The organism is Streptomyces sp. NPDC056479 (assembly GCF_042795335.1).
Lineage (GTDB): Bacteria > Actinomycetota > Actinomycetes > Streptomycetales > Streptomycetaceae > Streptomyces.
The window spans coordinates 22,587-41,931 of record NZ_JBHTRZ010000008.1 but is presented as its reverse complement, the minus strand read 5'-3'; the positions used below and the strand labels follow the sequence as shown (position 1 = coordinate 41,931).

Annotated in this window: 19 protein-coding genes; 8 read left to right on the top strand and 11 right to left on the bottom strand. The window is 70.6% G+C overall.

Features of this window, described 5'->3' with window-relative positions; all coding sequences use genetic code 11:
• Positions 1-73 precede the first annotated feature (73 nt).
• From ACFQ6S_RS29125 to ACFQ6S_RS29115, 3 genes are all read right to left on the bottom strand, one after another.
• Positions 74-868 (bottom strand): SURF1 family protein, encoded by a 795-nt coding sequence (locus ACFQ6S_RS29125; RefSeq protein ID WP_383416003.1) that lies wholly within the window; start codon positions 866-868, stop codon positions 74-76.
• Between the two features lie 49 nt (positions 869-917).
• Positions 918-1,151 (bottom strand): hypothetical protein, encoded by a 234-nt coding sequence (locus tag ACFQ6S_RS29120; protein WP_190070770.1) that lies wholly within the window; start codon positions 1,149-1,151, stop codon positions 918-920.
• A gap of 79 nt (positions 1,152-1,230) precedes the next feature.
• Positions 1,231-2,232 (bottom strand): DEDDh family exonuclease, encoded by a 1,002-nt coding sequence (locus ACFQ6S_RS29115; protein ID WP_383416000.1) that lies wholly within the window; start codon positions 2,230-2,232, stop codon positions 1,231-1,233.
• A gap of 153 nt (positions 2,233-2,385) precedes the next feature.
• On the opposite strand from ACFQ6S_RS29115, the gene ACFQ6S_RS29110 reads away from it, so the two are divergent.
• Both ACFQ6S_RS29110 and ACFQ6S_RS29105 read left to right on the top strand, forming a co-directional pair.
• Positions 2,386-3,096, top strand: a complete 711-nt coding sequence (locus tag ACFQ6S_RS29110) for a VIT family protein (protein WP_383415997.1) — start codon at positions 2,386-2,388, stop codon at positions 3,094-3,096.
• Between the two features lie 152 nt (positions 3,097-3,248).
• Positions 3,249-4,292 (top strand): zinc-dependent alcohol dehydrogenase family protein, encoded by a 1,044-nt coding sequence (locus tag ACFQ6S_RS29105; protein WP_383415994.1) that lies wholly within the window; start codon positions 3,249-3,251, stop codon positions 4,290-4,292.
• Between the two features lie 33 nt (positions 4,293-4,325).
• Here the strand turns inward: ACFQ6S_RS29105 and ACFQ6S_RS29100 are convergent, their stop codons facing one another.
• The 3 genes from ACFQ6S_RS29100 to ACFQ6S_RS29090 form a co-directional block, all read right to left on the bottom strand.
• Positions 4,326-5,333, bottom strand: coding sequence for a CopD family protein (locus ACFQ6S_RS29100; protein ID WP_383415991.1), 1,008 nt, complete (start codon positions 5,331-5,333; stop codon positions 4,326-4,328).
• 100 nt (positions 5,334-5,433) lie between these two features.
• Positions 5,434-6,801: a CoA transferase gene (locus tag ACFQ6S_RS29095; protein ID WP_383415989.1), complete on the bottom strand. Its 1,368-nt coding sequence runs from the start codon at positions 6,799-6,801 to the stop codon at positions 5,434-5,436.
• A gap of 67 nt (positions 6,802-6,868) precedes the next feature.
• A complete protein-coding gene (locus ACFQ6S_RS29090; RefSeq protein WP_383415987.1) occupies positions 6,869-8,389 on the bottom strand; it encodes a S8 family serine peptidase in 1,521 nt (506 codons plus the stop codon).
• Between the two features lie 379 nt (positions 8,390-8,768).
• Between ACFQ6S_RS29090 and ACFQ6S_RS29085 the strand changes: the two genes are divergently transcribed.
• The 3 genes from ACFQ6S_RS29085 to moaA all read left to right on the top strand — a co-directional run bounded on the left by ACFQ6S_RS29085 (position 8,769) and on the right by moaA (position 11,878).
• Positions 8,769-9,125, top strand: a complete 357-nt coding sequence (locus ACFQ6S_RS29085) for a DUF485 domain-containing protein (RefSeq protein WP_383415985.1) — start codon at positions 8,769-8,771, stop codon at positions 9,123-9,125.
• Positions 9,122-10,741 carry a cation acetate symporter gene (locus tag ACFQ6S_RS29080; RefSeq protein WP_383415983.1) on the top strand — a complete coding sequence of 540 codons (1,620 nt, stop codon included), beginning with the start codon at positions 9,122-9,124 and terminating at the stop codon, positions 10,739-10,741. The genes ACFQ6S_RS29085 and ACFQ6S_RS29080 overlap by 4 nt, the downstream gene beginning before the upstream one ends.
• Before the next feature lie 147 nt (positions 10,742-10,888).
• Positions 10,889-11,878, top strand: a complete 990-nt coding sequence (gene moaA / locus ACFQ6S_RS29075) for a GTP 3',8-cyclase MoaA (RefSeq protein WP_383415980.1) — start codon at positions 10,889-10,891, stop codon at positions 11,876-11,878.
• On the opposite strand, the gene ACFQ6S_RS29070 is transcribed toward moaA, so the two are convergent.
• Positions 11,861-12,085 carry a hypothetical protein gene (locus tag ACFQ6S_RS29070; protein WP_194047825.1) on the bottom strand — a complete coding sequence of 75 codons (225 nt, stop codon included), beginning with the start codon at positions 12,083-12,085 and terminating at the stop codon, positions 11,861-11,863. The two genes, moaA and ACFQ6S_RS29070, sit on opposite strands and share 18 nt — an antisense overlap.
• Positions 12,086-12,298: 213 nt before the next feature.
• The gene (locus tag ACFQ6S_RS29065; RefSeq protein WP_383415977.1) at positions 12,299-12,697 is read right to left on the bottom strand and encodes a DUF3099 domain-containing protein; all 399 of its coding nucleotides are present in this window, start codon (positions 12,695-12,697) and stop codon (positions 12,299-12,301) included.
• Between the two features lie 243 nt (positions 12,698-12,940).
• On the opposite strand from ACFQ6S_RS29065, the gene ACFQ6S_RS29060 reads away from it, so the two are divergent.
• Positions 12,941-13,222: a GlsB/YeaQ/YmgE family stress response membrane protein gene (locus ACFQ6S_RS29060; protein WP_383415974.1), complete on the top strand. Its 282-nt coding sequence runs from the start codon at positions 12,941-12,943 to the stop codon at positions 13,220-13,222.
• Between the two features lie 156 nt (positions 13,223-13,378).
• On the opposite strand, the gene tyrS is transcribed toward ACFQ6S_RS29060, so the two are convergent.
• The 3 genes from tyrS to ACFQ6S_RS29045 are packed head-to-tail and all read right to left on the bottom strand — an operon-like array spanning position 13,379 to position 17,650.
• A complete protein-coding gene (tyrS, locus tag ACFQ6S_RS29055; RefSeq protein WP_383415971.1) occupies positions 13,379-14,647 on the bottom strand; it encodes a tyrosine--tRNA ligase in 1,269 nt (422 codons plus the stop codon).
• Positions 14,648-14,702: 55 nt separating this feature from the next.
• Positions 14,703-16,097, bottom strand: a complete 1,395-nt coding sequence (locus ACFQ6S_RS29050) for a metallopeptidase TldD-related protein (RefSeq protein ID WP_383415968.1) — start codon at positions 16,095-16,097, stop codon at positions 14,703-14,705.
• On the bottom strand, positions 16,094-17,650 hold the full coding sequence (locus ACFQ6S_RS29045; protein ID WP_383415965.1) for a TldD/PmbA family protein: 1,557 nt from the start codon (positions 17,648-17,650) through the stop codon (positions 16,094-16,096). The genes ACFQ6S_RS29050 and ACFQ6S_RS29045 overlap by 4 nt, the downstream gene beginning before the upstream one ends.
• A gap of 207 nt (positions 17,651-17,857) precedes the next feature.
• On the opposite strand from ACFQ6S_RS29045, the gene fabG reads away from it, so the two are divergent.
• Together fabG and fabI are read left to right on the top strand one after the other, a co-directional pair.
• Complete coding sequence (gene fabG, locus ACFQ6S_RS29040; protein WP_383415962.1) at positions 17,858-18,562, top strand: 3-oxoacyl-[acyl-carrier-protein] reductase; 705 nt, start codon at positions 17,858-17,860, stop codon at positions 18,560-18,562.
• 5 nt (positions 18,563-18,567) lie between these two features.
• Complete coding sequence (gene fabI, locus ACFQ6S_RS29035; protein ID WP_383415959.1) at positions 18,568-19,335, top strand: enoyl-ACP reductase FabI; 768 nt, start codon at positions 18,568-18,570, stop codon at positions 19,333-19,335.
• Positions 19,336-19,345 lie beyond the last annotated feature (10 nt).

Here is a 19,345-nt window from a genome sequence, read left to right as displayed (position 1 = left end):
GCGCGGGGAACTGCGCGAGCAACCACGAATCACCCGCAGCCGCCCAGAGCCAGAACCCCCCGCTGCGAGACCGCTACACAGCAGCCGGCGTCGACTCCGACTCCTCCGGCACGCCGGCGGCAGCCATCCGCTCGCGCGCCTCCCGGCGAGCCAGAATCACCCACCCGAGAGGAACGCCGGCAGCGAACAGCCACCACTGCAGGGCATACGCGTAATTCAGCGGAGCGTTCTCGTTGCCGGGCTTACCGATCAGCTCCGGAGTGTCGCCCTTGGGCTCGGGCGCCGTTTGGACGACGTAACCGCCGAGTACCCGGGCACCCAGGCGCCGCGCCTCGCGCTCGCTGTTGATCAGCATGACCTGCCGGTCGGGCAGGCCCTGGAGGTTCTTGATACCGCTCGCCTCGGTCGTCTCGTCCGGCATCAGCCGCCCGGTGACGGTGACACGGCCGCTCGGCGGCGCGGGGATCTTGGGGAAGGCCGTCTGGCTCGGACCGTCGGCGGGGATCCAGCCGCGGTTGACCAGCAGCACCTTGCCGTCCGTCAGCACGAGGGGGGTGAGGACGTGGAAGCCGACCTCTTCGTCGGCGTTGACGCGCCGCCTGACCACGACCTCCCGGTCGGTCTCGAAGTGGCCCTCGGCGGTCACCGTGCGGTACCGCTCCTTGGTGGTGACCGTGTGTCCCGCGGACGTCAGCTTCTCCACGGGCAGCGGCTTCGCCTCCAACGCGTCGGCCACCAGCTGGTTGCGCGCGCTGCGCTCCTCGTAGCGGTGCATCTGCCAGAAGCCCAGCCGGATCATCGTGGGGATCAGGAGCAGGGTGACCAGCGTGAGGATCACCCACTGCCGGGACAACAGGAAGCGGTACACCCCACGACCGTACAACTCGGTCGTGGGGCGGGTTCAGGCGGGTACCGGCTCAGACCTTGTCGACGATCCCCACCTTTCCCTCCGCGCGGGCGCAGTGGGCGCCGCAGAACCAGTGACCGTCGACCTCGACGCCCTGCCCGATGACCTGTACACGGCAGTGCTCGCAGATGGGTGCCATGCGGTGGATCGCACAGGAGAAGCAGTCGAAGACGTGCACCGCGCCCTGCGCGTGCACCTCGAAGGTCATGCCGTAGTCGTTTCCGCAGACTTCACATGTCGCCATGCGCCTCAGGGTGAGCGGTCGCCGCGCGGCGGGCGAGAGGGCTCCGGGCGAGTCGCCCGCCAATCACCCGTCCGTACGGTCACTGCCCCGAGGCCGGTTCCACGTCCCGCAGGAGCTGTCCGAACGCGGCCTCGTCCACCACCGGCGTCCCGTGCTGCCGGGCCTTGACGACCTTCGAGGTGCTCGCGTCCGGGTCGTTGGTGACGAGCAGGCTGGTCAGCCGGGACAGGCTCGTCGACACATGCAGACCCGCCTCGATCGCCCGGTCCTCCAGCAGATCGCGCTCGATCGAGGTGTCCCCGGAGAAGGCGACCCGCATGCCCTGCTTGAGCCTTTTGCCCTCTTCGTAGCGGCCCGGATTGGGGTAGGGACAGGCGGGCCTCTTGCGCGAGGGGCGCCAACTGGTCGGCCGGTACGCGCTGTAACCGCCGTAGCCTCCGGCCTGCTGCCCGATCCGGGGCGCGGCCGTGTCCCGCCACTCCGTCAGCGGCCGGCACTCCTGGAGCGGCAGCCGCACACTGCCCGCCGCCGCGGCGCGCAGGCTCGGCCGGAACGCCTCCGCGAGCACGCGCGCGTCGTCCAGCGCGTGGTGCGCGCGCTGCTGCACCACGCCGAAGTGCGCGGCCAGCGACTCCAGCTTGTGGTTGGGCAGCGGCAGGCCCAGCTCCTTCGACAGCGCGATGGTGCACAGCCGCTGCCGCACCGGCGCCTCGCGCTCCGCGCGCGCGTACTCCCGCGCGATCATCTGCCAGTCGAAGACGGCGTTGTGCGCGACGAGCACCCGGCCGTCGAGCCGGTGGGAGAACTCCTCGGCGACGTCGGTGAAAAGCGGCGCCGATTCGAGTACGTCGCTCGTCAGACCGTGGATCCAGACCGGGCCCGGGTCGCGCTCCGGGTTGACCAGCGTGTACCAGTGGTCCTCGACCTCGCCGCGCTCGTCCAGCCGGTAGACGGCCGCGGAGATTATCCGGTCGTCCCTCGCCAGACCCGTGGTCTCCACGTCAACGACCGCGTATCCCTGGGGATACGCGGCCGGCCACGCTGCGGGGGAGGACGCTGCGGTCGTAAGGTCTTCGAGCATGGTCACTGAGGATACGGGCCGCCACTGACAGTCCTGACCGTCAGGTGCCTTGCCCCGCCCGCCTGTTCGAGGGCCGCGAACGCAGGGGCGTCAACTGCCTGCCGGGGAGCGTCGGTACGTCCCCGATGTCCCGCGCGGTGCCATCCTCCCCATATGACCGAACCAACCCACGACGAGCCCCACGGCGGCGCGCTGGGAGAGCGGCTGAACTGGCTGCGGGCCGCGGTGCTCGGGGCCAACGACGGCATCGTGTCGACCGCGGGGCTCGTCGTCGGCGTGGCCGGCGCCACCGACGACCGCTCGGCCCTGCTCACCGCCGGGCTGGCCGGGCTGCTCGCCGGGTCGATGTCGATGGCGGCGGGGGAGTACGTCTCGGTGTCCACGCAGCGCGACTCGGAGAAGGCCGCGTTGGCCGTGGAGAAGCGGGAGTTGCGGGAGCGGCCGGAGGCGGAGCTGGAGGAGCTGACACAACTGCTGGAGCGGCGAGGCCTGACCCGTGAGGTGGCCGAGGAGGCGGCGGTCCAGCTGACGGAACGTGACGCGCTGAAGGCGCACGCGCGCGTGGAGCTCGGAATCGACCCGGACCGGCTGACCAACCCGTGGCACGCGGCATGGGCGAGCTTCCTGGCGTTCACCGCCGGGGCACTGCTGCCGCTGCTGGCGATGGTGCTGCCGCCGGCCCACTGGCGACTGGGGATCACCGTCATCTCCGTGCTGGCCGCGCTCACCCTGACCGGCTGGGGCAGCGCCCGCCTGGGTGCGGCGGCCCCGGGCCGGGCGATGCTGCGCAATGTGGCCGGCGGCGCGCTGGCCATGGGGGTCACCTATGCGGCCGGCTCGCTGCTGGACCTGGCGGGGGCGTAGCGCCCGGTCCGGCCGCCGCGTACGCGGTTTGCGCAGCTCAGAGCACCGACCGGACCCTCGGAGCGCGCCGGGTGCGGGCCCCGACGTACGGTGAGAACGCGCCTCGAACACCCCCGAGCGCCGGTACGACCAAAGACGAGAAGGACCCTCGCATGCGCGCCACCACCATCCACGCCCCCTTCGACATGCGCGTGCAGGACGTGCCCGACCCCTCGGTGCGGCAGCCCGCCGACGCCGTGGTGCGGGTGCTGCGCGCCTGTATCTGCGGCAGCGACCTGTGGGCCTACCGGGGCGAGGCCGCCCGGCAGCCGGGGCAGCGCATCGGCCACGAGTTCCTCGGAGTCGTCGAGGACACCGGCTCCGAGGTGACCGGCCTCGAGCGGGGCGACCTCGTCGTCGCGCCCTTCATGTGGTCCGACGGCGTCTGCGACTACTGCCGCGAGGGCCTCACCACGTCCTGCGAGCACGGCGGCTTCTGGGGCACCGTCGGCTCGGACGGCGGCCAGGGCGAGGCCGTGCGCGTCCCCTTCGCCGACGCGACCCTCGTCCGGCTCCCCAAGGACGCCGCCTCCGACGACCATCTGCTGTCCGCCCTGCTGACGCTCTCCGACGTCCTGGGCACCGGCCACCACGCCGCCCTCGGCGCCGGGGTCCGTCCGGGCGCCACGGTCGCCGTCGTCGGGGACGGGGCCGTCGGGCTGTGCGCGGTGCTCGCCGCCAAGCGGCTCGGTGCCGAGCGGATCATCGCCCTGGGCCGGCACCAGGTCCGCACGGACATCGCGCGCCGCTTCGGCGCCACCGACGTCGTCGCCGAGCGCGGGGACGCGGCCGTGGCGGCCGTACGGGAACTGACGCGCGGACAGGGCGCGCACGCCGTCGTCGAGGCCGTCGGCACCGAGCAGTCCATGCGTACGGCCGTCGACATCACCCGCGACGGCGGCGCCATCGGCTTCGTCGGTGTGCCGCACGGCAGCGGCACCGGCCTCGATCTCTCCGTCATGTTCGACAAGAACATCGCGCTGCGCGGCGGGGTCGCGCCGGTCCGCACCTACATCCCCGAGCTGCTGCCCGACGTCCTGGACGGCACGATCGACCCGTCGCCGGTCTTCGACCTGACGGTCGGTCTGGAGGAGGTCCCCGCGGGCTACAAGGCGATGGACGAGCGGACCGCGCTCAAGGTCATGGTCGCCAACTGACGCCCCGGGAAGGGCTGCCGGCGGCGTAAGGGTTCACCAGCGGATCGGCACCGGCAACGCCGTCAGCAGCCCCGACAGCGCGACCACCACTCCCAAGGTGACGACCTCCGCCCGCGCGGGAGAGCAGGCGGACAGCGGGTCGGCCGCCCGGCCCAGCCGGATCCGCGCCCACAGCGCGAGCGCCGCCACGGCCGCCACCAGGATCACCTTGGCCAGCAGGGCACGCCCGTACGCCGTGTCGGTCAGCTGGCCGAGGATCGTGCCCGACGGCATCCGGCGCAGCGAACTCCACACCCCGGTCGCCGTGATGGCGGCGAGCAGTACGGCCGCCACGCGCGCGTAGAGGCCGAGCAGCGCCGCGCCCGCCTCCGGGGCGTCCCACCCGCGCAGGGTGCGCAGCGAGTGCAGCAGCCCGCCGACCCAGAGCGACGCGCAGGTCAGGTGCACCAGCGTCAGCCCGGAGCCCAGCAGCGGGCTGTACTCGGTCGTGGGGTGCGCGCGCAGTGCCTCGGCGACCACCACCGCGGCCAGCGGCCAGACCTGTGTGCCCGGCCGGCGCGAGAGGGCGCACAGGCCCGCCGCCGCGAAGGCGTTGACCTCCAGCAGCGCGAGCTTGCCGTCGCGCGAGGCGTACAGACCGCCGATGTCGAGGTCGGCGGGACTGTGCGGCACGAGGTTGCCCGTGGAGACGACCGACGCAAGGCCGAGGGCGGCGACGAAACCGACGCCGGCCGCGTACGGCGCCCAGCTGCGGGTCAGGGCCGGGGGAGCGCCGGGCACGGTCCGGGCCAGCCGGTTCACGAACAGCTCGCCCAGCGGGACGCACAGCGCCGCGAACAGCACCGCCCGCAGCAGCGCGATGCCGCCCGTGCCGGGCGCGGCGGCCTCCCCGGTCCCGTGCAGCGCGGCCGACGGGCCGAGCAGCGGGATCAGCGCCGCCAGCGCCAGCAGGACGAGCACGGCGACGGCCCGCCCCGTGGCGGGGCGGGGTCTGGGCGCACTCCCGTCGGACACGCCAGGGGAGGATCTCGTCAATGTCACCTCAAGATCTTCACGAAATAGTGCCAAGTAGGGCAAGTAGCGGAAAGCAAGTGGGGATATGGCATTCCGCACGGAGGTACGGCCCCGTCGGCCCCGCCGCTCAGTCCCACCGCGCCGGATCCACGCCCCAACCACCGGGCGGCCGCGCCCAGTCGGCCGGTCCGTCCGCGAACGACACCGGCGACAGCGCGTACCGCAGCCGCCCGAGCGTGCTGTCCCGCTCGGCGAGCCACGCGTCGGGCGTGTCGTACGCCAGGTCTCCCGGCGGGCCCGGTTCGATCCCGTTCACCAGCCACTCCGCCGTGCGCGCCAGAGCCAACCGTACGCAACGCCCGTACCCCTCCTCCCGCCGCTCGGTCAGCGCCCGCAGCACGGCCGCCGCCAGCAGATACCCCGACCCGTGGTCGAGGGCCTGCGCGGGCAGGGCACCGGGACGTTCGGCCGAGCCTTCGATCGCGGCGATCCCGGTGGCGACCTGTACGAGGCTGTCGAACCCGCGCCGCTCGCCCCACGGCCCGTACGCACCCCACGCCGACAGCTGCGCCACGATCAGCCCGGGGTGCCGTTCGGCCAGGGCCGGCGCCGACAGCCCGAACCGGTCCAGAGCGCCCGGCCGGTACCCGGTGACGACGACGTCCGCCGCCGCGAGCAGCTCCTCGAAGGCGCGCCGGTCGGCCACCAGGTCCAGCTTCACCGAGCGCTTCCCGAAGCCCGTGTCGGTGTGCTGGTCGGCCAGTTCGGGCAGCTGCGGCGCGTCCACGCGCAGGACGTCCGCGCCGAGCAGCGCGAGCGTACGCGTGGCGACCGGCCCCGCGATGACCCGCGTCAGGTCCAGCACCCGCACTCCGGAGGCGGGCAGCAGGGGAGCGCCGTCGAGCGGCGGGAGCGCACGCGCGCGTGCCGTGGCCGGGCGCTCGTGCTCGACGAGCGGACGCCGGGCCACGGCTGCCGCCTGCTCGTGTGCCGCCCACTCCTGCGGCGTGCGCAGGGCGACGGCAAGGCCGCCGGCCGCGTACACGGCCTTCTCCACCTCGTGCGCGGACCGTTCGGCGAGAGCCGCCGCGACGACGTCCGGATCCTCCTGCGTCACGCCCAGCCCGGCCAGCAGCCGGGCCCGGTGATGCGGATAGTTCGCATGGGTGCGCACCCAGCCGTCCGCCGTTCGCCAGAACCGGGACAGCGGCGCGAACCAGACCGGAGCGCGCCCGTCGACCAGCAGATGCCGTTCGCTCACGAACGCCGTGGCGATCGCCCCGTCGTCCAGCCGTACCTCGGGTACCTCGGCGAGCCCGGCCCGCCGCGCCCCCAGCTCGGCGGCGGCCAGCGCGCACGCGCCCACACAGGCGCGCGCCAACTCCCGTACGGGAAGACGCGCTTCGAGCGCGCCCTCCCGCACCACGGTCGACACCCGCGGCAGAAGGGCTGGGTCGCCGCCCACCGCGGACCAGGCAGAACTCGGTGCAGTCATGACTGCACTATGCAGTATTTGACTCAGTCAATGGAGTCGTTCCCGCTCGATCACCTGGTCGTTCGGTTCAGTCGACGGCGTCCAGCGCGTTCACGATGCCGAACCCGTAGAAGCCGTTGAACCGCTTGCCGCCCACACATGCGGCGTCCTGTGTGCCGTCGCCGTTCTGGTCGTACGACTCCGGGCACCCCGGGTTGTCCGCCTGTGCCTTCAGCAGCGCTTGCAGCTGGGTCGGAGTCGCGTGCGGATACCGGGACTTCAGCAGCGCCGCGACTCCCGCGGCGTGCGGGGAGGCCATCGACGTGCCCTGCAGGAAGCCGTACTGCCCGCCCGGGAGGGTGGCCAGGATGCGGCCGTTCTTCGACGGGGTGTCCGGGATCTGGTAGAGCCGGTCGCCGCCCGGTGCCGCGATGTCGACCACGCCGTAACCGTACGAGGAGTAGTACGACTTGAGGTTCTGCACGCCCGTCGCGCTCACCGTGACGATGCCCGGCAGCTGCGTCGGCACGTCGAAGCACTTGTGCGGGTCGACGGTGCGCTCGACCGGGGTCGAGTCGTCGGGGCTGCTGTCGTCGACGACCGCGTCGGAGTCCAGGTCGTGGTTGGAGTTGCCGGCCGACGCGAGGTTGAGGGTGCCCTTCTTCTGCGCGTACAGCTGGGCCCTGTTGACGGCGTCGACGATCGCCCGCTGGTCCGGGTCGTCCACGCAGTTGTAGAGCCACGGGTCGACGTAGTAGCTGTTGTTCGTGATCTCCACGCCGTGGTCGGCGGCGAACACGAAGGCGCACACGACACTTTCGGGGTAGTAGAGACCGTTGACGGGGTCGCTCACCTGGATGGCGGAGACCTTCACGCCCGGGGCGACACCCGCGATGCCGACACCGTTGCGGGGCGCGGCTATCTCGCCGGCCACATGCGTGCCGTGCACGTCGGTGGGGGTGTACGGCCGCCAGGCGCCGGCGCTGGTGTCCGCCTTGCCGCCGGCGCAGTTCGCGGACTGGGCGGCGGAGAAGTTCGGCGCGAGGTCGGGGTGGGTGTCGTCGACGCCGTTGTCGATGACGGCGACGGTGACGCGGCTGCTGCCCGGGTTGATCTGCGCGGCCCGGTCGGCGCCGATCGCGCGCAGGTTCCACTGGTCGGCCTCGAGGGGCTCGCCGGTGCCCGCCGCCTTCGTGGTCCGCTCGGCCTGTTGTCTCGTCAGGGGCTGAACGGGTCCCTCGTCCGTGGACCCGGCGGCGGTCAGGGGCGCCGTACGGGACGCGCCCGCCGACTCCACCCCGCGCACCCGGCGTATCACCTCGGCGAAGTCCGGGTGCGCCGAATGGGCGACGATCACGCCGATCCTGTCGTACGTGATCACGACCGTTCCGCCGGCCGCCTCGATCGCGCGGCGCACCGACTCGATCGTCCGGCGGTCCGGCCTGGTGTTGACGACATAGGCCAGGGTCGACGCTTCCGAGGCCTGCGCGACGGGCTCCGTGACCGGTGCCGCCGAGGCGGCCGTCGGCAGGAAGCCGAGCGAGGCGGTCAGTGACAGAGCTAGCGGGGCGGCGAGGCCGAGTCGGCGTCTGGACCGCAGATGAGCCATGGGATCTCCACATCATCCGGAACCGGAACCGCCCGAGCCACGGATGAGCTCGGGCAGGTACATGACGAGAAGTGCTGCGCCGAAGCTATCCCCGAACCTCCTGGCCAGCAATCCGGCCGGACGACTTCGGAAAGAAGTCCCGGGAGTTGAACCGGTCCTCGCGTGGCGCCGTGACCTTGGACAGGAGGCGCGAGCACGATCGAGCCCCCTGTTGGATCACGCGCCGGGGCCCTAACATCGCCAGCCGGCTCAAGTGATCCATGTCACTGCGAAGAACAGAGCCGCCATGCCCGTGCCCGCCCCGTCCCCTGATCCGCCGCCAACCCCCCAACCGTCCCCGTCCACCGTCGCAACAGCGCCCGCAACGCGAGGAGACTCCGTGGCCACCGACGCACCGCCCCCCTCGAAAGAGGAACACAAGCTCCCCTCCACCGAGGAGTTCACCGAGGTGCAGCAGAGTGCGGAGTTCGGTGAACTGCGCCGCTCCTACCGCTCCTTCGCCTTTCCGCTGACCGTCGCCTTCATCACCTGGTACCTGCTGTACGTCCTGCTCTCCAACTACGCGGGCGACTTCATGGGCACCAAGCTGTTCGGCAACATCAACATCGCGTTCGTCTTCGGTATCGCCCAGTTCGTCACCACGTTCCTCATCGCCTGGTGGTACTCGCGCCACGCCGGCGCCAACCTCGACCCCAAGGCCGAGGCCATCAAGACCCGTATGGAGGGCGGCGCATGAGCCCCGCGATGACCCTTGCGGCCAACGAGGCCAGCGAGCACCGACCGCTGATCATCACCCTGTTCGCGTGCTTCGTGGTCGCGACCCTGTTCATCACCGTCTGGGCGGGCCGCCAGACCAAGGACGCCGCCGACTTCTACGCCGGCGGCCGGTCGTTCAGCGCCTTCCAGAACGGCCTCGCCGTCTCCGGCGACTACATGTCCGCCGCGTCCTTCCTCGGCATCGCCGGCGCCATCGCCCTCTTCGGGTACGACGGCTTCCTGTACTCCATCGGCTTCCTGGTCGCCTGGCTGGTCGCCCTGCTCCTGGTCGCCGAGCCGCTCAGGAACTCCGGCCGCTACACGATGGGCGACGTCCTCGCGTACCGCATGCGCCAGCGCCCGGTGCGCACCGCGGCCGGCACCTCCACGATCGTCGTGTCGATCTTCTACCTGCTGGCCCAGATGGCCGGTGCGGGCGTCCTGGTCTCGCTGCTGCTGGGCATCACCACCGACGCGGGCAAGATCCTGATCGTCGCCCTCGTCGGCGTCCTGATGATCGTGTACGTCTCCATCGGCGGTATGAAGGGCACCACCTGGGTTCAGATGGTCAAGGCCGTCCTGCTCATCGGCGGCACGATCCTCATTACGTTCCTGGTGCTGCTGAAGTTCAACTTCAACATCTCGGATCTGCTCGGCAAGGCCGCCGAGAACAGCGGCAAGGGCGCCGCGTTCCTGGAGCCGGGCCTTCAGTACGGCGCCACCGGCACCTCCAAGCTGGACTTCATCTCGCTCGGCATCGCCCTGGTCCTCGGCACCGCCGGCCTGCCGCACATCCTGATCCGCTTCTACACGGTGCCCAACGCCAAGGCCGCCCGTAAGTCCGTGAACTGGGCGATCGGCATCATCGGCGGCTTCTACCTGATGACCATCGCCCTCGGCTTCGGCGCCGCGGCGCTCATCTCGCAGGACGAGATCATCGCCTCCAACCCGTCCGGCAACACGGCGGCACCCCTGCTCGCCCTGCATCTCGGCGGCGTCGATTCGGCGTGGGGCGCGATCCTGCTCGCGACCATCTCGGCGGTGGCGTTCGCGACGATCCTCGCCGTGGTCGCCGGTCTGACCCTCGCCTCGTCCTCGTCGTTCGCCCACGACATCTACGCGAACGTCATCAGGAAGGGCCAGGCCACCGAGAAGGAGGAGGTCAGGGCGGCCCGCCTCGCCACCATCGGCATCGGCGCCGTCTCCATCCTGCTCGGCGCCCTCGCCCGCGATCTGAACGTCGCCGGCCTGGTCGCCCTGGCCTTCGCGGTGGCGGCCTCCGCCAACCTGCCGACGATCCTCTACAGCCTGTTCTGGAAGCGGTTCACCACCCAGGGCGCGCTGTGGTCGATCTACGGCGGTCTGATCGTCGCCGTCGGCCTGGTGCTGTTCTCGCCGGTCGTCTCCGGCGACCCGAAGGCGATGTTCCCGGACGTCGACTTCGCCTGGTTCCCGCTCAAGAACCCGGGCATCATCTCCATCCCGTTCGGCTTCCTCATGGGCTGGCTCGGCACGGTCCTTTCCAAGGAAGAGCCCGACGCCGGCAAGTACGCGGAGCTGGAGGTCCGGTCCCTGACCGGCACCGGCGCCCACTGAGTGCGTCTCCTGAGCGGCCGCGTCGTAGATCCCTACGACGCGGCCGCGCCGTACGTCGTGGGATCGGGCCGGTGTCACTGTCGGTGCGGTCACGTAGGCTCGCAGGTGACGGAAGTTGAATCTGGTCGTGACGAGGGAGGGGGCCGCGTGCTCATCGACACCTACGGCCGGGTGGCCACCGACCTGAGGGTCTCGCTGACCGACCGCTGCAACCTGCGGTGCACGTACTGCATGCCCGAGGAGGGCCTGCAGTGGCTGGCCAAGCCCGACCTGCTCACCGACGACGAGATCGTCCGCCTGATCGACATCGCGGTCACCTCCCTCGGCATCGAGGAGGTCCGGTTCACCGGCGGCGAGCCCCTGCTGCGCCCCGGCCTGGTCGGCATAGTCGAGCGCGTCGCCGCGCTGGAACCCCGCCCCCAGATGTCCCTGACGACGAACGGCATAGGCCTCAGGCGCACGGCGGCCGCGCTCAAGGCGGCGGGCCTGGACCGGGTCAATGTCTCGCTGGACACCCTGCGCCCGGACGTCTTCAAGACCCTCACCCGCCGTGACCGCCACAAGGACGTCATCGAGGGTCTGTACGCCGCCCGCGACGCCGGCCTGACCCCGGTCAAGGTCAACTCGGTCCTGATGCCGGGTCTCAATGACGACGAGGCCCCCGACCTGCTGGCCTGGGCGGTCGAGCACGACTACGAGCTGCGTTTCATCGAGCAGATGCCCCTGGACGCCCAGCACGGCTGGAAGCGCGACGGCATGATCACCGCCGGTGACATCCTGACGTCGCTGCGCACCCGCTTCGAGCTCACCCCCGAGGGCGCGGACAAGCGTGGCTCCGCCCCGGCTGAGCGCTGGCTGGTCGACGGCGGCCCGCATGTCGTGGGCGTGATCGCCTCCGTCACCCGCCCGTTCTGCGCGGCCTGCGACCGCACCCGGCTGACGGCCGACGGTCAGGTCCGCACCTGTCTGTTCGCGACGGAGGAGACGGACCTGAGAGCGGCATTGCGCTCCGAGGCCCCCGACGAGGAGATCGCCCGCATCTGGCGTCTGGCGATGTGGGGCAAGAAGGCAGGCGCGGGCCTGGACGACCCGTCCTTCGTGCAGCCGGACCGGCCGATGTCAGCCATCGGCGGCTGAGGAAGCCTCTTCCCATTCCGTCAACAGGACAACGTCCTTCAAAAACCCGCGCACACCGAGAAATTGAGACAGATGCTCGCGATGCTCCTCGCACGCGAGCCATGTCTTGCGCCGCTCAGGCGTATGAATCTTCGGGTTGTTCCACGCCAGCACCCACACGGCGTCGGCACGACATCCCTTGGCGGAACAGATCGGCGTGTCACTCACAGATTCGTCTCACAAGTAGCGCACAAAAAGGCGACGCCGAGCAGCCACGGGGGGAGCTGCCCGGCGTCGGTCCGTCGCTCCGACGGGGGATGCGGAGCGCCTACGAAGTATGTCACGGGTAACCCGCCGCCCGGCACCGGAACAACACTATTGATCTGAGCTTTTCCTGAGCTTGGCGGGGACTCGTCTTCCGGAACGAACCGGTCCGCGGAATCACACCCCGTCGCGCGGTTTGCTTTGTCCGCCGGGCCCCGAATCACCCGCCACATCTTCCGGGACCGATTCCGCGAAACCGTCATTCGTCCGCGGCGGCGCGATCATCGGCCGCACATGCGCGGTCACGAACGTCGACGGCAGAGACGGCGCATTCTCCCGCCCCGCATTGGCGATCACCACGGCGATGTACGGCAGGACCGCGCCGAGCACCAACGCCACGATCGCGACGTGCCGTTCGACGTTCCACAACGAGGCCGCGAGAATCACCGACAGCGTACGGATCGACATCGAGATGATGTACCGGCGCTGGCGGCCTCGCACGTCCTCCTCGAGACCCGTCCGGGCCCCGGTGATCCGGAACACCTCGGTGTTGCCGCTCGTGTGCAGCTTCCGCATCACATTCCACCATCCGCCCGCATCGGACTCTCCCCCTGCCCGCACCCGTCCGCCCCCGGTCAGGGGCCGGGCCGGGACACGTCCCACGGTACGCCTCGCCTCCGCCGCCTACGAGACCGGGGCTCCTGCCACCTGGGCGAACGCGATCAGTCGTAACGCTTACGGCGGCACCCGGCATGCGGCGTACCGGGCCCCGACCAAGACTGGGCGTACTGCTCACCCGAGCCGTACGAGGAGGCAGCCATGGGCTGGTTGTGGGCGATCATCGTGGGATTCGTGCTGGGCCTGCTGGCCAAGCTGATCCTCCCCGGCAAGCAGCACAGCCCCCTCTGGCTGACCACGATCTTCGGCATCCTCGGCGCCATCGTCGGCAACTCCATCGCCCGCGCGTTCGGCGTCGATTCCACCCGCGGCATCGACTGGAGCCGGCACATCTTCCAGATCGTCGCCGCGGTGATCATCGTGTACCTGGGCGACATGCTGTACGTGGCGACGATCGGCAAGAAGAAGATGCAACAGACGTAACTGATCAACGCCCCGCGGTGGACGCCCCCAGGGGCGCGGGGCTGTATCGATTTGCGGCTCCGCCGCGGGAGCGCGACCAGCCACAACGAAAGCCGCAGCCCGCAGACCACCGCACCCCTACGGCGCATCCCGAAAACCGGCGCACCCCGCGGAGCGCTACGCGCCGGTGAGTTCCACCGCCGCGAGGTTCTTCTTGCCCCGCCGCAGCACCAGCCACCGCCCGTGCAGGAGGTCCTCCTTGGCGGGCACCGCGTCCTCACCGACGACCTTGACGTTGTTCACGTAGGCTCCGCCCTCCTTCACGGTGCGCCGAGCGGCCGACTTGCTGGCCACCAGCCCGACCTCGGCGAACAGATCGACCACCGGGCCGAGCTCGGCGACCTGGACATGCGGCACCTCGGACAGCGCCGCCGCCAGCGTCGCGTCGTCCAGCTCCGTCAGCTCGCCCTGTCCGAAGAGCGCGCGGGACGCGGCCATCACCGCGGCCGTCTGGCCGGCGCCGTGCACCAGCGTCGTCAGCTCCTCGGCCAGCGCACGCTGCGCGGCACGGGCCTGCGGACGCTCCTCGGTCTGCTTCTCCAGCTCCTCCAGCTCCGCACGGGACTTGAAGGAGAGAATGCGCATGTAGGTGGAGATGTCCCGGTCGTCCGCGTTCAGCCAGAACTGGTAGAAGGCGTACGGCGTCGTCATCTCCGGGTCGAGCCAGATGGCGCCGCCCTCGGTCTTGCCGAACTTGGTGCCGTCCGCCTTGGTCATCAGCGGCGTCGCCAGAGCGTGCACACCCGCGTGCGGCTCCAGCCTGTGGATCAGGTCCAGCCCGGCCGTGAGGTTGCCCCACTGGTCGCTGCCGCCCTGCTGGAGCGTGCAGCCGTGCCGCCGGTACAGCTCCAGGAAGTCCATGCCCTGGAGCAGCTGGTAGCTGAACTCGGTGTAGCTGATGCCCTCTTCGGACTGCAGCCGGCGGGCGACCGAGTCCTTGGTGAGCATCTTGTTGACGCGGAAGTGCTTGCCGATGTCCCGCAGGAACTCGATGGCCGACAGGCCGGCCGTCCAGTCCAGGTTGTTCACCATCACCGCGGCGTTGTCGCCCTCGAAGGAGAGGAAGGGCTCGATCTGACCGCGCAGACGGTTCACCCAGTTCGCGACCGTCTCCGGGTCGTTCAGCGTGCGCTCGGCCGTCGGACGCGGGTCGCCGATCTGGCCGGTCGCGCCGCCGACCAGCGCCAGCGGGCGCAGGCCCGCCTGCTGGAGGCGGCGCATGGTGAGCACCTGGACCAGGTGACCGACGTGCAGGCTGGCCGCGGTCGGGTCGAAACCGCAATAGAACGTGACGGGACCGTCCGCGAGAGCCTTGCGCAATGCGTCCTCGTCAGTGGACAGGGCGATCACGCCGCGCCACTTCAGCTCGTCGACGATTTCCGTCACGGTTCTCGTGTCTCCTTGATGATCTCGGGCAGTCGGGTGACAGCCGACTACGAGGTTATACGCCCTGACTGACAGAGCTCATGTTGAAATCGGGGACGCGCAGCGTCGGCATCGCGGCCCTGGTGAACCAGTCGCCCCACTCCCTGGGCAGGGTCTTCTCCGTACGGCCCGCCTCCGTCGCGCGGCCCAGCAGATCGACCGGGGACTCGTTGAACCGGAAGTTGTTGACCTCGCCGGTCACCTCGCCGTTCTCGACGAGGTACACCCCGTCCCGGGTCAGGCCGGTGAGCAGCAGCGTCGCCGGGTCGACCTCGCGGATGTACCACAGGCAGGTCAGCAGCAGCCCGCGCTCGGTGTTCGCGACCATCTCCTCGATCGAGCGGTCCTGGCCGCCGTCCAGGATCAGGTTGTCGATCGCCGGCGCCACGGGCAGACCGGTCAGCCCCGCGCTGTGCCGGCTGGTCGTGAGGTGCGTCAGCTCACCCGCGCTCAGCCACTCGGTGGCCGCGAGCGGCAGCCCGTTGTCGAACACCGACTGGTCGCCCCCGGAGGAGTGCGCGATCACGAAGGGCGCGGACTCCAGGCCCGGCTCGTTCGGGTCGCTGCGCAGCGTCAGAGGCAGCTCGCTCAGCTTCTCGCCGAGGCGCGTCGCGCCGCCCGGCTTGGAGAACACGGTCCGGCCCTCGGCCGCGTCCCGGCCCGACGCCGACCAGAGCTGGTAGATCAGCAGATCGGCCACCGCGGTCGGCGGCAGCAGCGTCTCGTACCGTCCCGCCGGCAGCTCCAGGCGCCGCTCGGCCCAGCCGAGGCGTACGGCCAGCTCGGCGTCCAGCACGGTCGGGTCCACGTCCTTGAAGTCCCGCGTCGAGCGGCCCGCCCACGCCGAGCGGGTACGGTCCGGCGACTTGGCGTTCACCTCCAGCGTCCCGTTGGGCTGGTCGTGCCGCAGCCGCAGCCCGGTGGACGTGCCCACGTACGTCGACACCATCTCGTGGTTGGCGAAGCCGTACAGCTCCCGTCCGCCCGCACGCGCGCGTGCGAAGGCCTCGCCGAGCGCCGGCGCGAAGTCGGCGAACACCGTGGACGACGTCTCGGCCGGGGCGTCCGTGAAGTCGGGCGACGCCGGTACGTCCGTCACCAGCGGCTGTGCGTCCTCGGCCGGTCCGGCGGCGCGCGCGGCGGCCTCGGCGGCCCGCACCAGCGGCTCCAGCTCGTCCACGGTCACGGCCGACCGCGACACGACGCCGGACGCCGTGCCCTCCTTGCCGTCGACGGTCGCGACGACGGTGAGCGTGCGCCCGCGCGTGACGCCGTTCGTGGTCAGCGCGTTGCCCGCCCAGCGCAGATTGGCGGTCGACTGCTCGTCGGCGATGACGACGCATCCGTCCGCCTGCGACAGCTCAAGGGCCCGCTCGACGATCTCGTGCGGCTTGTTGGTACGGGCACTCATCGACCGGCCTCCTGCGTGGTGTTCAGAATGTTGACGCCCTTGAAGAGGGCCGACGGGCAGCCGTGCGACACCGCCGCGACCTGCCCCGGCTGCGCCTTGCCGCAGTTGAAGGCGCCGCCCAGAACGTAGGTCTGCGGACCGCCCACCGCGGCCATCGAGCCCCAGAAGTCGGTGGTCGTCGCCTGGTAGGCCACGTCCCGCAGCTGACCGGTGATCCGCCCGTTCTCGATCCTGAAGAACCGCTGCCCGGTGAACTGGAAGTTGTAGCGCTGCATGTCGATCGACCAGGACCGGTCGCCGACGACGTAGATCCCGCGGTCCACGCTGCCGATCAGATCCTCGGTGGACATCCCGGCCGGATCCGGCTGGAGCGAGACGTTGGCCATGCGCTGCACCGGCACATGGCCGGGGGAGTCGGCGAACGCGCATCCGTTGGACCGCTCGAACCCGGTCAGCTTCGCGATCCGCCGGTCCAGCTGGTAGCCGACGAGCGTGCCGTCCTTCACCAGGTCCCAGGACTGGCCCGCGACGCCCTCGTCGTCGTAGCCGATGGTCGCGAGGCCGTGCTCGGCGGTGCGGTCACCGGTGACGTTCATCAGGTCCGAGCCGTAGCGGAGCTTGCCGAGCTGGTCGAAGGTGGCGAAGGAGGTGCCGGCGTAGGCGGCCTCGTAGCCGAGGGCGCGGTCCAGTTCGGTGGCGTGGCCGATGGACTCGTGGATGGTCAGCCACAGGTTGGAGGGGTCGACGACGAGGTCGTACGGCCCCGCCTCCACGCTCGGCGCCCGCATCTTCTCGGCGAGCAGTGCGGGGATCCGCTCCAGCTCGCCGTCCCAGTCCCAGCCGGTACCGGTCAGGTACTCCCAGCCGCGTCCGACGGGCGGCGCGATGGTGCGCATGGAGTCGAACTCGCCGCTCGACTCGTCGACCGACACGGCGGTCAGCTGCGGATGCAGCCGGACGCGCTGCTGGGTGGTCACGGTCCCGGCGGTGTCGGCGTAGAACTTGTTCTCGTGGACGGTCAGCAGCGAGGCGTCCACGTGATTGACGCCGTCCGCCCTCAGCAGCCGCGCGCTCCAGTCCGCCAGCAGCCCCGACTTCTCCTCATCGGGCACCGCGAACGGATCGATCTCGTACGACGAGATCCATGTCTTCTCGCTGTGCACGGGCTCGTCGGCCAGCTCCACCCGCTCCTCGGACCCGGCGGCCTTGATCACCTGGGCGGACAGCTTCGCCATCGCCACCGCCTGCGACGCGACCTTGGCGGCGGCGTCCAGGGTCAGATCCACGCCGGACGCGAAGCCCCAGGTCCCGCCGTGCACCACCCGCACCGCGTACCCGAGGTCCGTGGTGTCGGACGACCCGGCGAGCCTGGCGTCCCGCAGCCGCCAGGACGCGCTGCGCACCCGCTCGAACCGGAAGTCCGCGTGCTCGGCCCCGAGCGCACGCGCGCGTGCCAGCGCGGCGTCGGCCAGGGCGCGTAGCGGAAGCGCCGTGAAGGCTTCATCGATCGTATGAGGCACGGAGGTCTCCCTGCTGTCGTGGCCTGTCGGCATCGATCATTTCGCGAGGGCGGGCCGGTGGACCACACGTTTCCGGCTGGAGTCGGCATCTTTCTGTAGAGACCCGACAGTGACTCCCGTACGCCACTGTCGGTGCCCGAATGTCCTCGGGCGGGAGCGGCCCGATAGGTTTTCGGAGAAGCCGCCTGTCACCGAGCTGTTCGGGCGGGTGTGTCAGACCCCAATCGAAAGGGTGATCCGTTGAGCCGCTCGGTTCTCGTCACCGGAGGCAACCGGGGCATCGGCCTCGCCATCGCCCGCGCTTTCGCCGATGCCGGCGACAAGGTCGCGATCACGTACCGCTCGGGTGAGCCGCCGGCCGGCTTCCTTGCCGTCAAGTGCGACATCACCGACACCGAGCAGGTGGAGCAGGCCTACAAGGAGATCGAGGCCGAGCACGGCCCGGTCGAGATCCTCGTCGCCAACGCCGGCGTCACCAAGGACCAGCTCCTGATGCGCATGTCCGAGGAGGACTTCACCTCGGTCATCGACACCAACCTCACGGGCACCTTCCGCGTCGTCAAGCGCGCCAACCGGGGCATGCTGCGGGCCAAGAAGGGCCGTGTCGTGCTGGTCTCGTCCGTGGTCGGGCTGCTCGGCTCCGCGGGGCAGGCGAACTACGCCGCCTCCAAGGCCGCGCTGGTCGGCTTCGCGCGCTCCCTCGCCCGTGAGCTGGGCTCGCGCAACATCACCTTCAACGTCGTCGCGCCCGGCTTCGTCGACACCGACATGACCAAGGTGCTCACCGACGAACAGCGTGAGGGCATCGTGAAGCAGGTGCCGCTCGGTCGTTACGCGCAGCCGCAGGAGATCGCCGCGACGGTGCGGTTCCTCGCCTCGGACGACGCCTCGTACATCACTGGAGCCGTCATCCCCGTTGACGGCGGACTGGGAATGGGTCACTGATCACCATGAGCGGAATTCTCGAGGGCAAGCGCGTCCTGATCACCGGTGTGCTGATGGAGTCCTCCATCGCCTTCCACACCGCCAAGCTGGCCCAGGAGCAGGGCGCCGAGATCATCCTGACCGCCTTCCCGCGGCCCACGCTGACCGAGCGCATCGCCAGGAAGCTCCCGAAGCCCACCAAGGTCATCGAGCTCGACGTCACCAACGACGAGCACCTCGGCCGGCTGGCCGACGTCGTGGGCGAGGAGCTCGGCGGCCTCGACGGCGTCGTGCACTCCATCGGCTTCGCCCCGCAGGACGCCCTCGGCGGCAACTTCCTCAACACGCCCTTCGAGTCCGTGGCCACCGCCATGCACGTCTCGGCGTACTCCCTGAAGTCGCTGACCATGGCCTGCCTGCCGCTGATGCAGAACGGCGGCTCGGTCGTCGGCCTCACCTTCGACGCGCAGTACGCCTGGCCGCAGTACGACTGGATGGGCCCGGCCAAGGCCGCCCTGGAGGCCACCAGCCGCTACATGGCGCGTGACCTGGGCAAGCAGAACATCCGCTGCAACCTCGTCTCGGCCGGCCCGATCGGCTCCATGGCCGCCAAGTCCATCCCGGGCTTCGCCGACCTGGCCGCCGTGTGGGACACCCGCTCCCCGCTGGAGTGGGACCTCAAGGACCCGGAGCCGGCCGGCAAGGGTGTCGTCGCCCTGCTGAGCGACTGGTTCCCGAAGACCACCGGCGAGATCATCCACGTGGACGGCGGTCTGCACGCCATCGGCGCCTGACCTTCCGCAC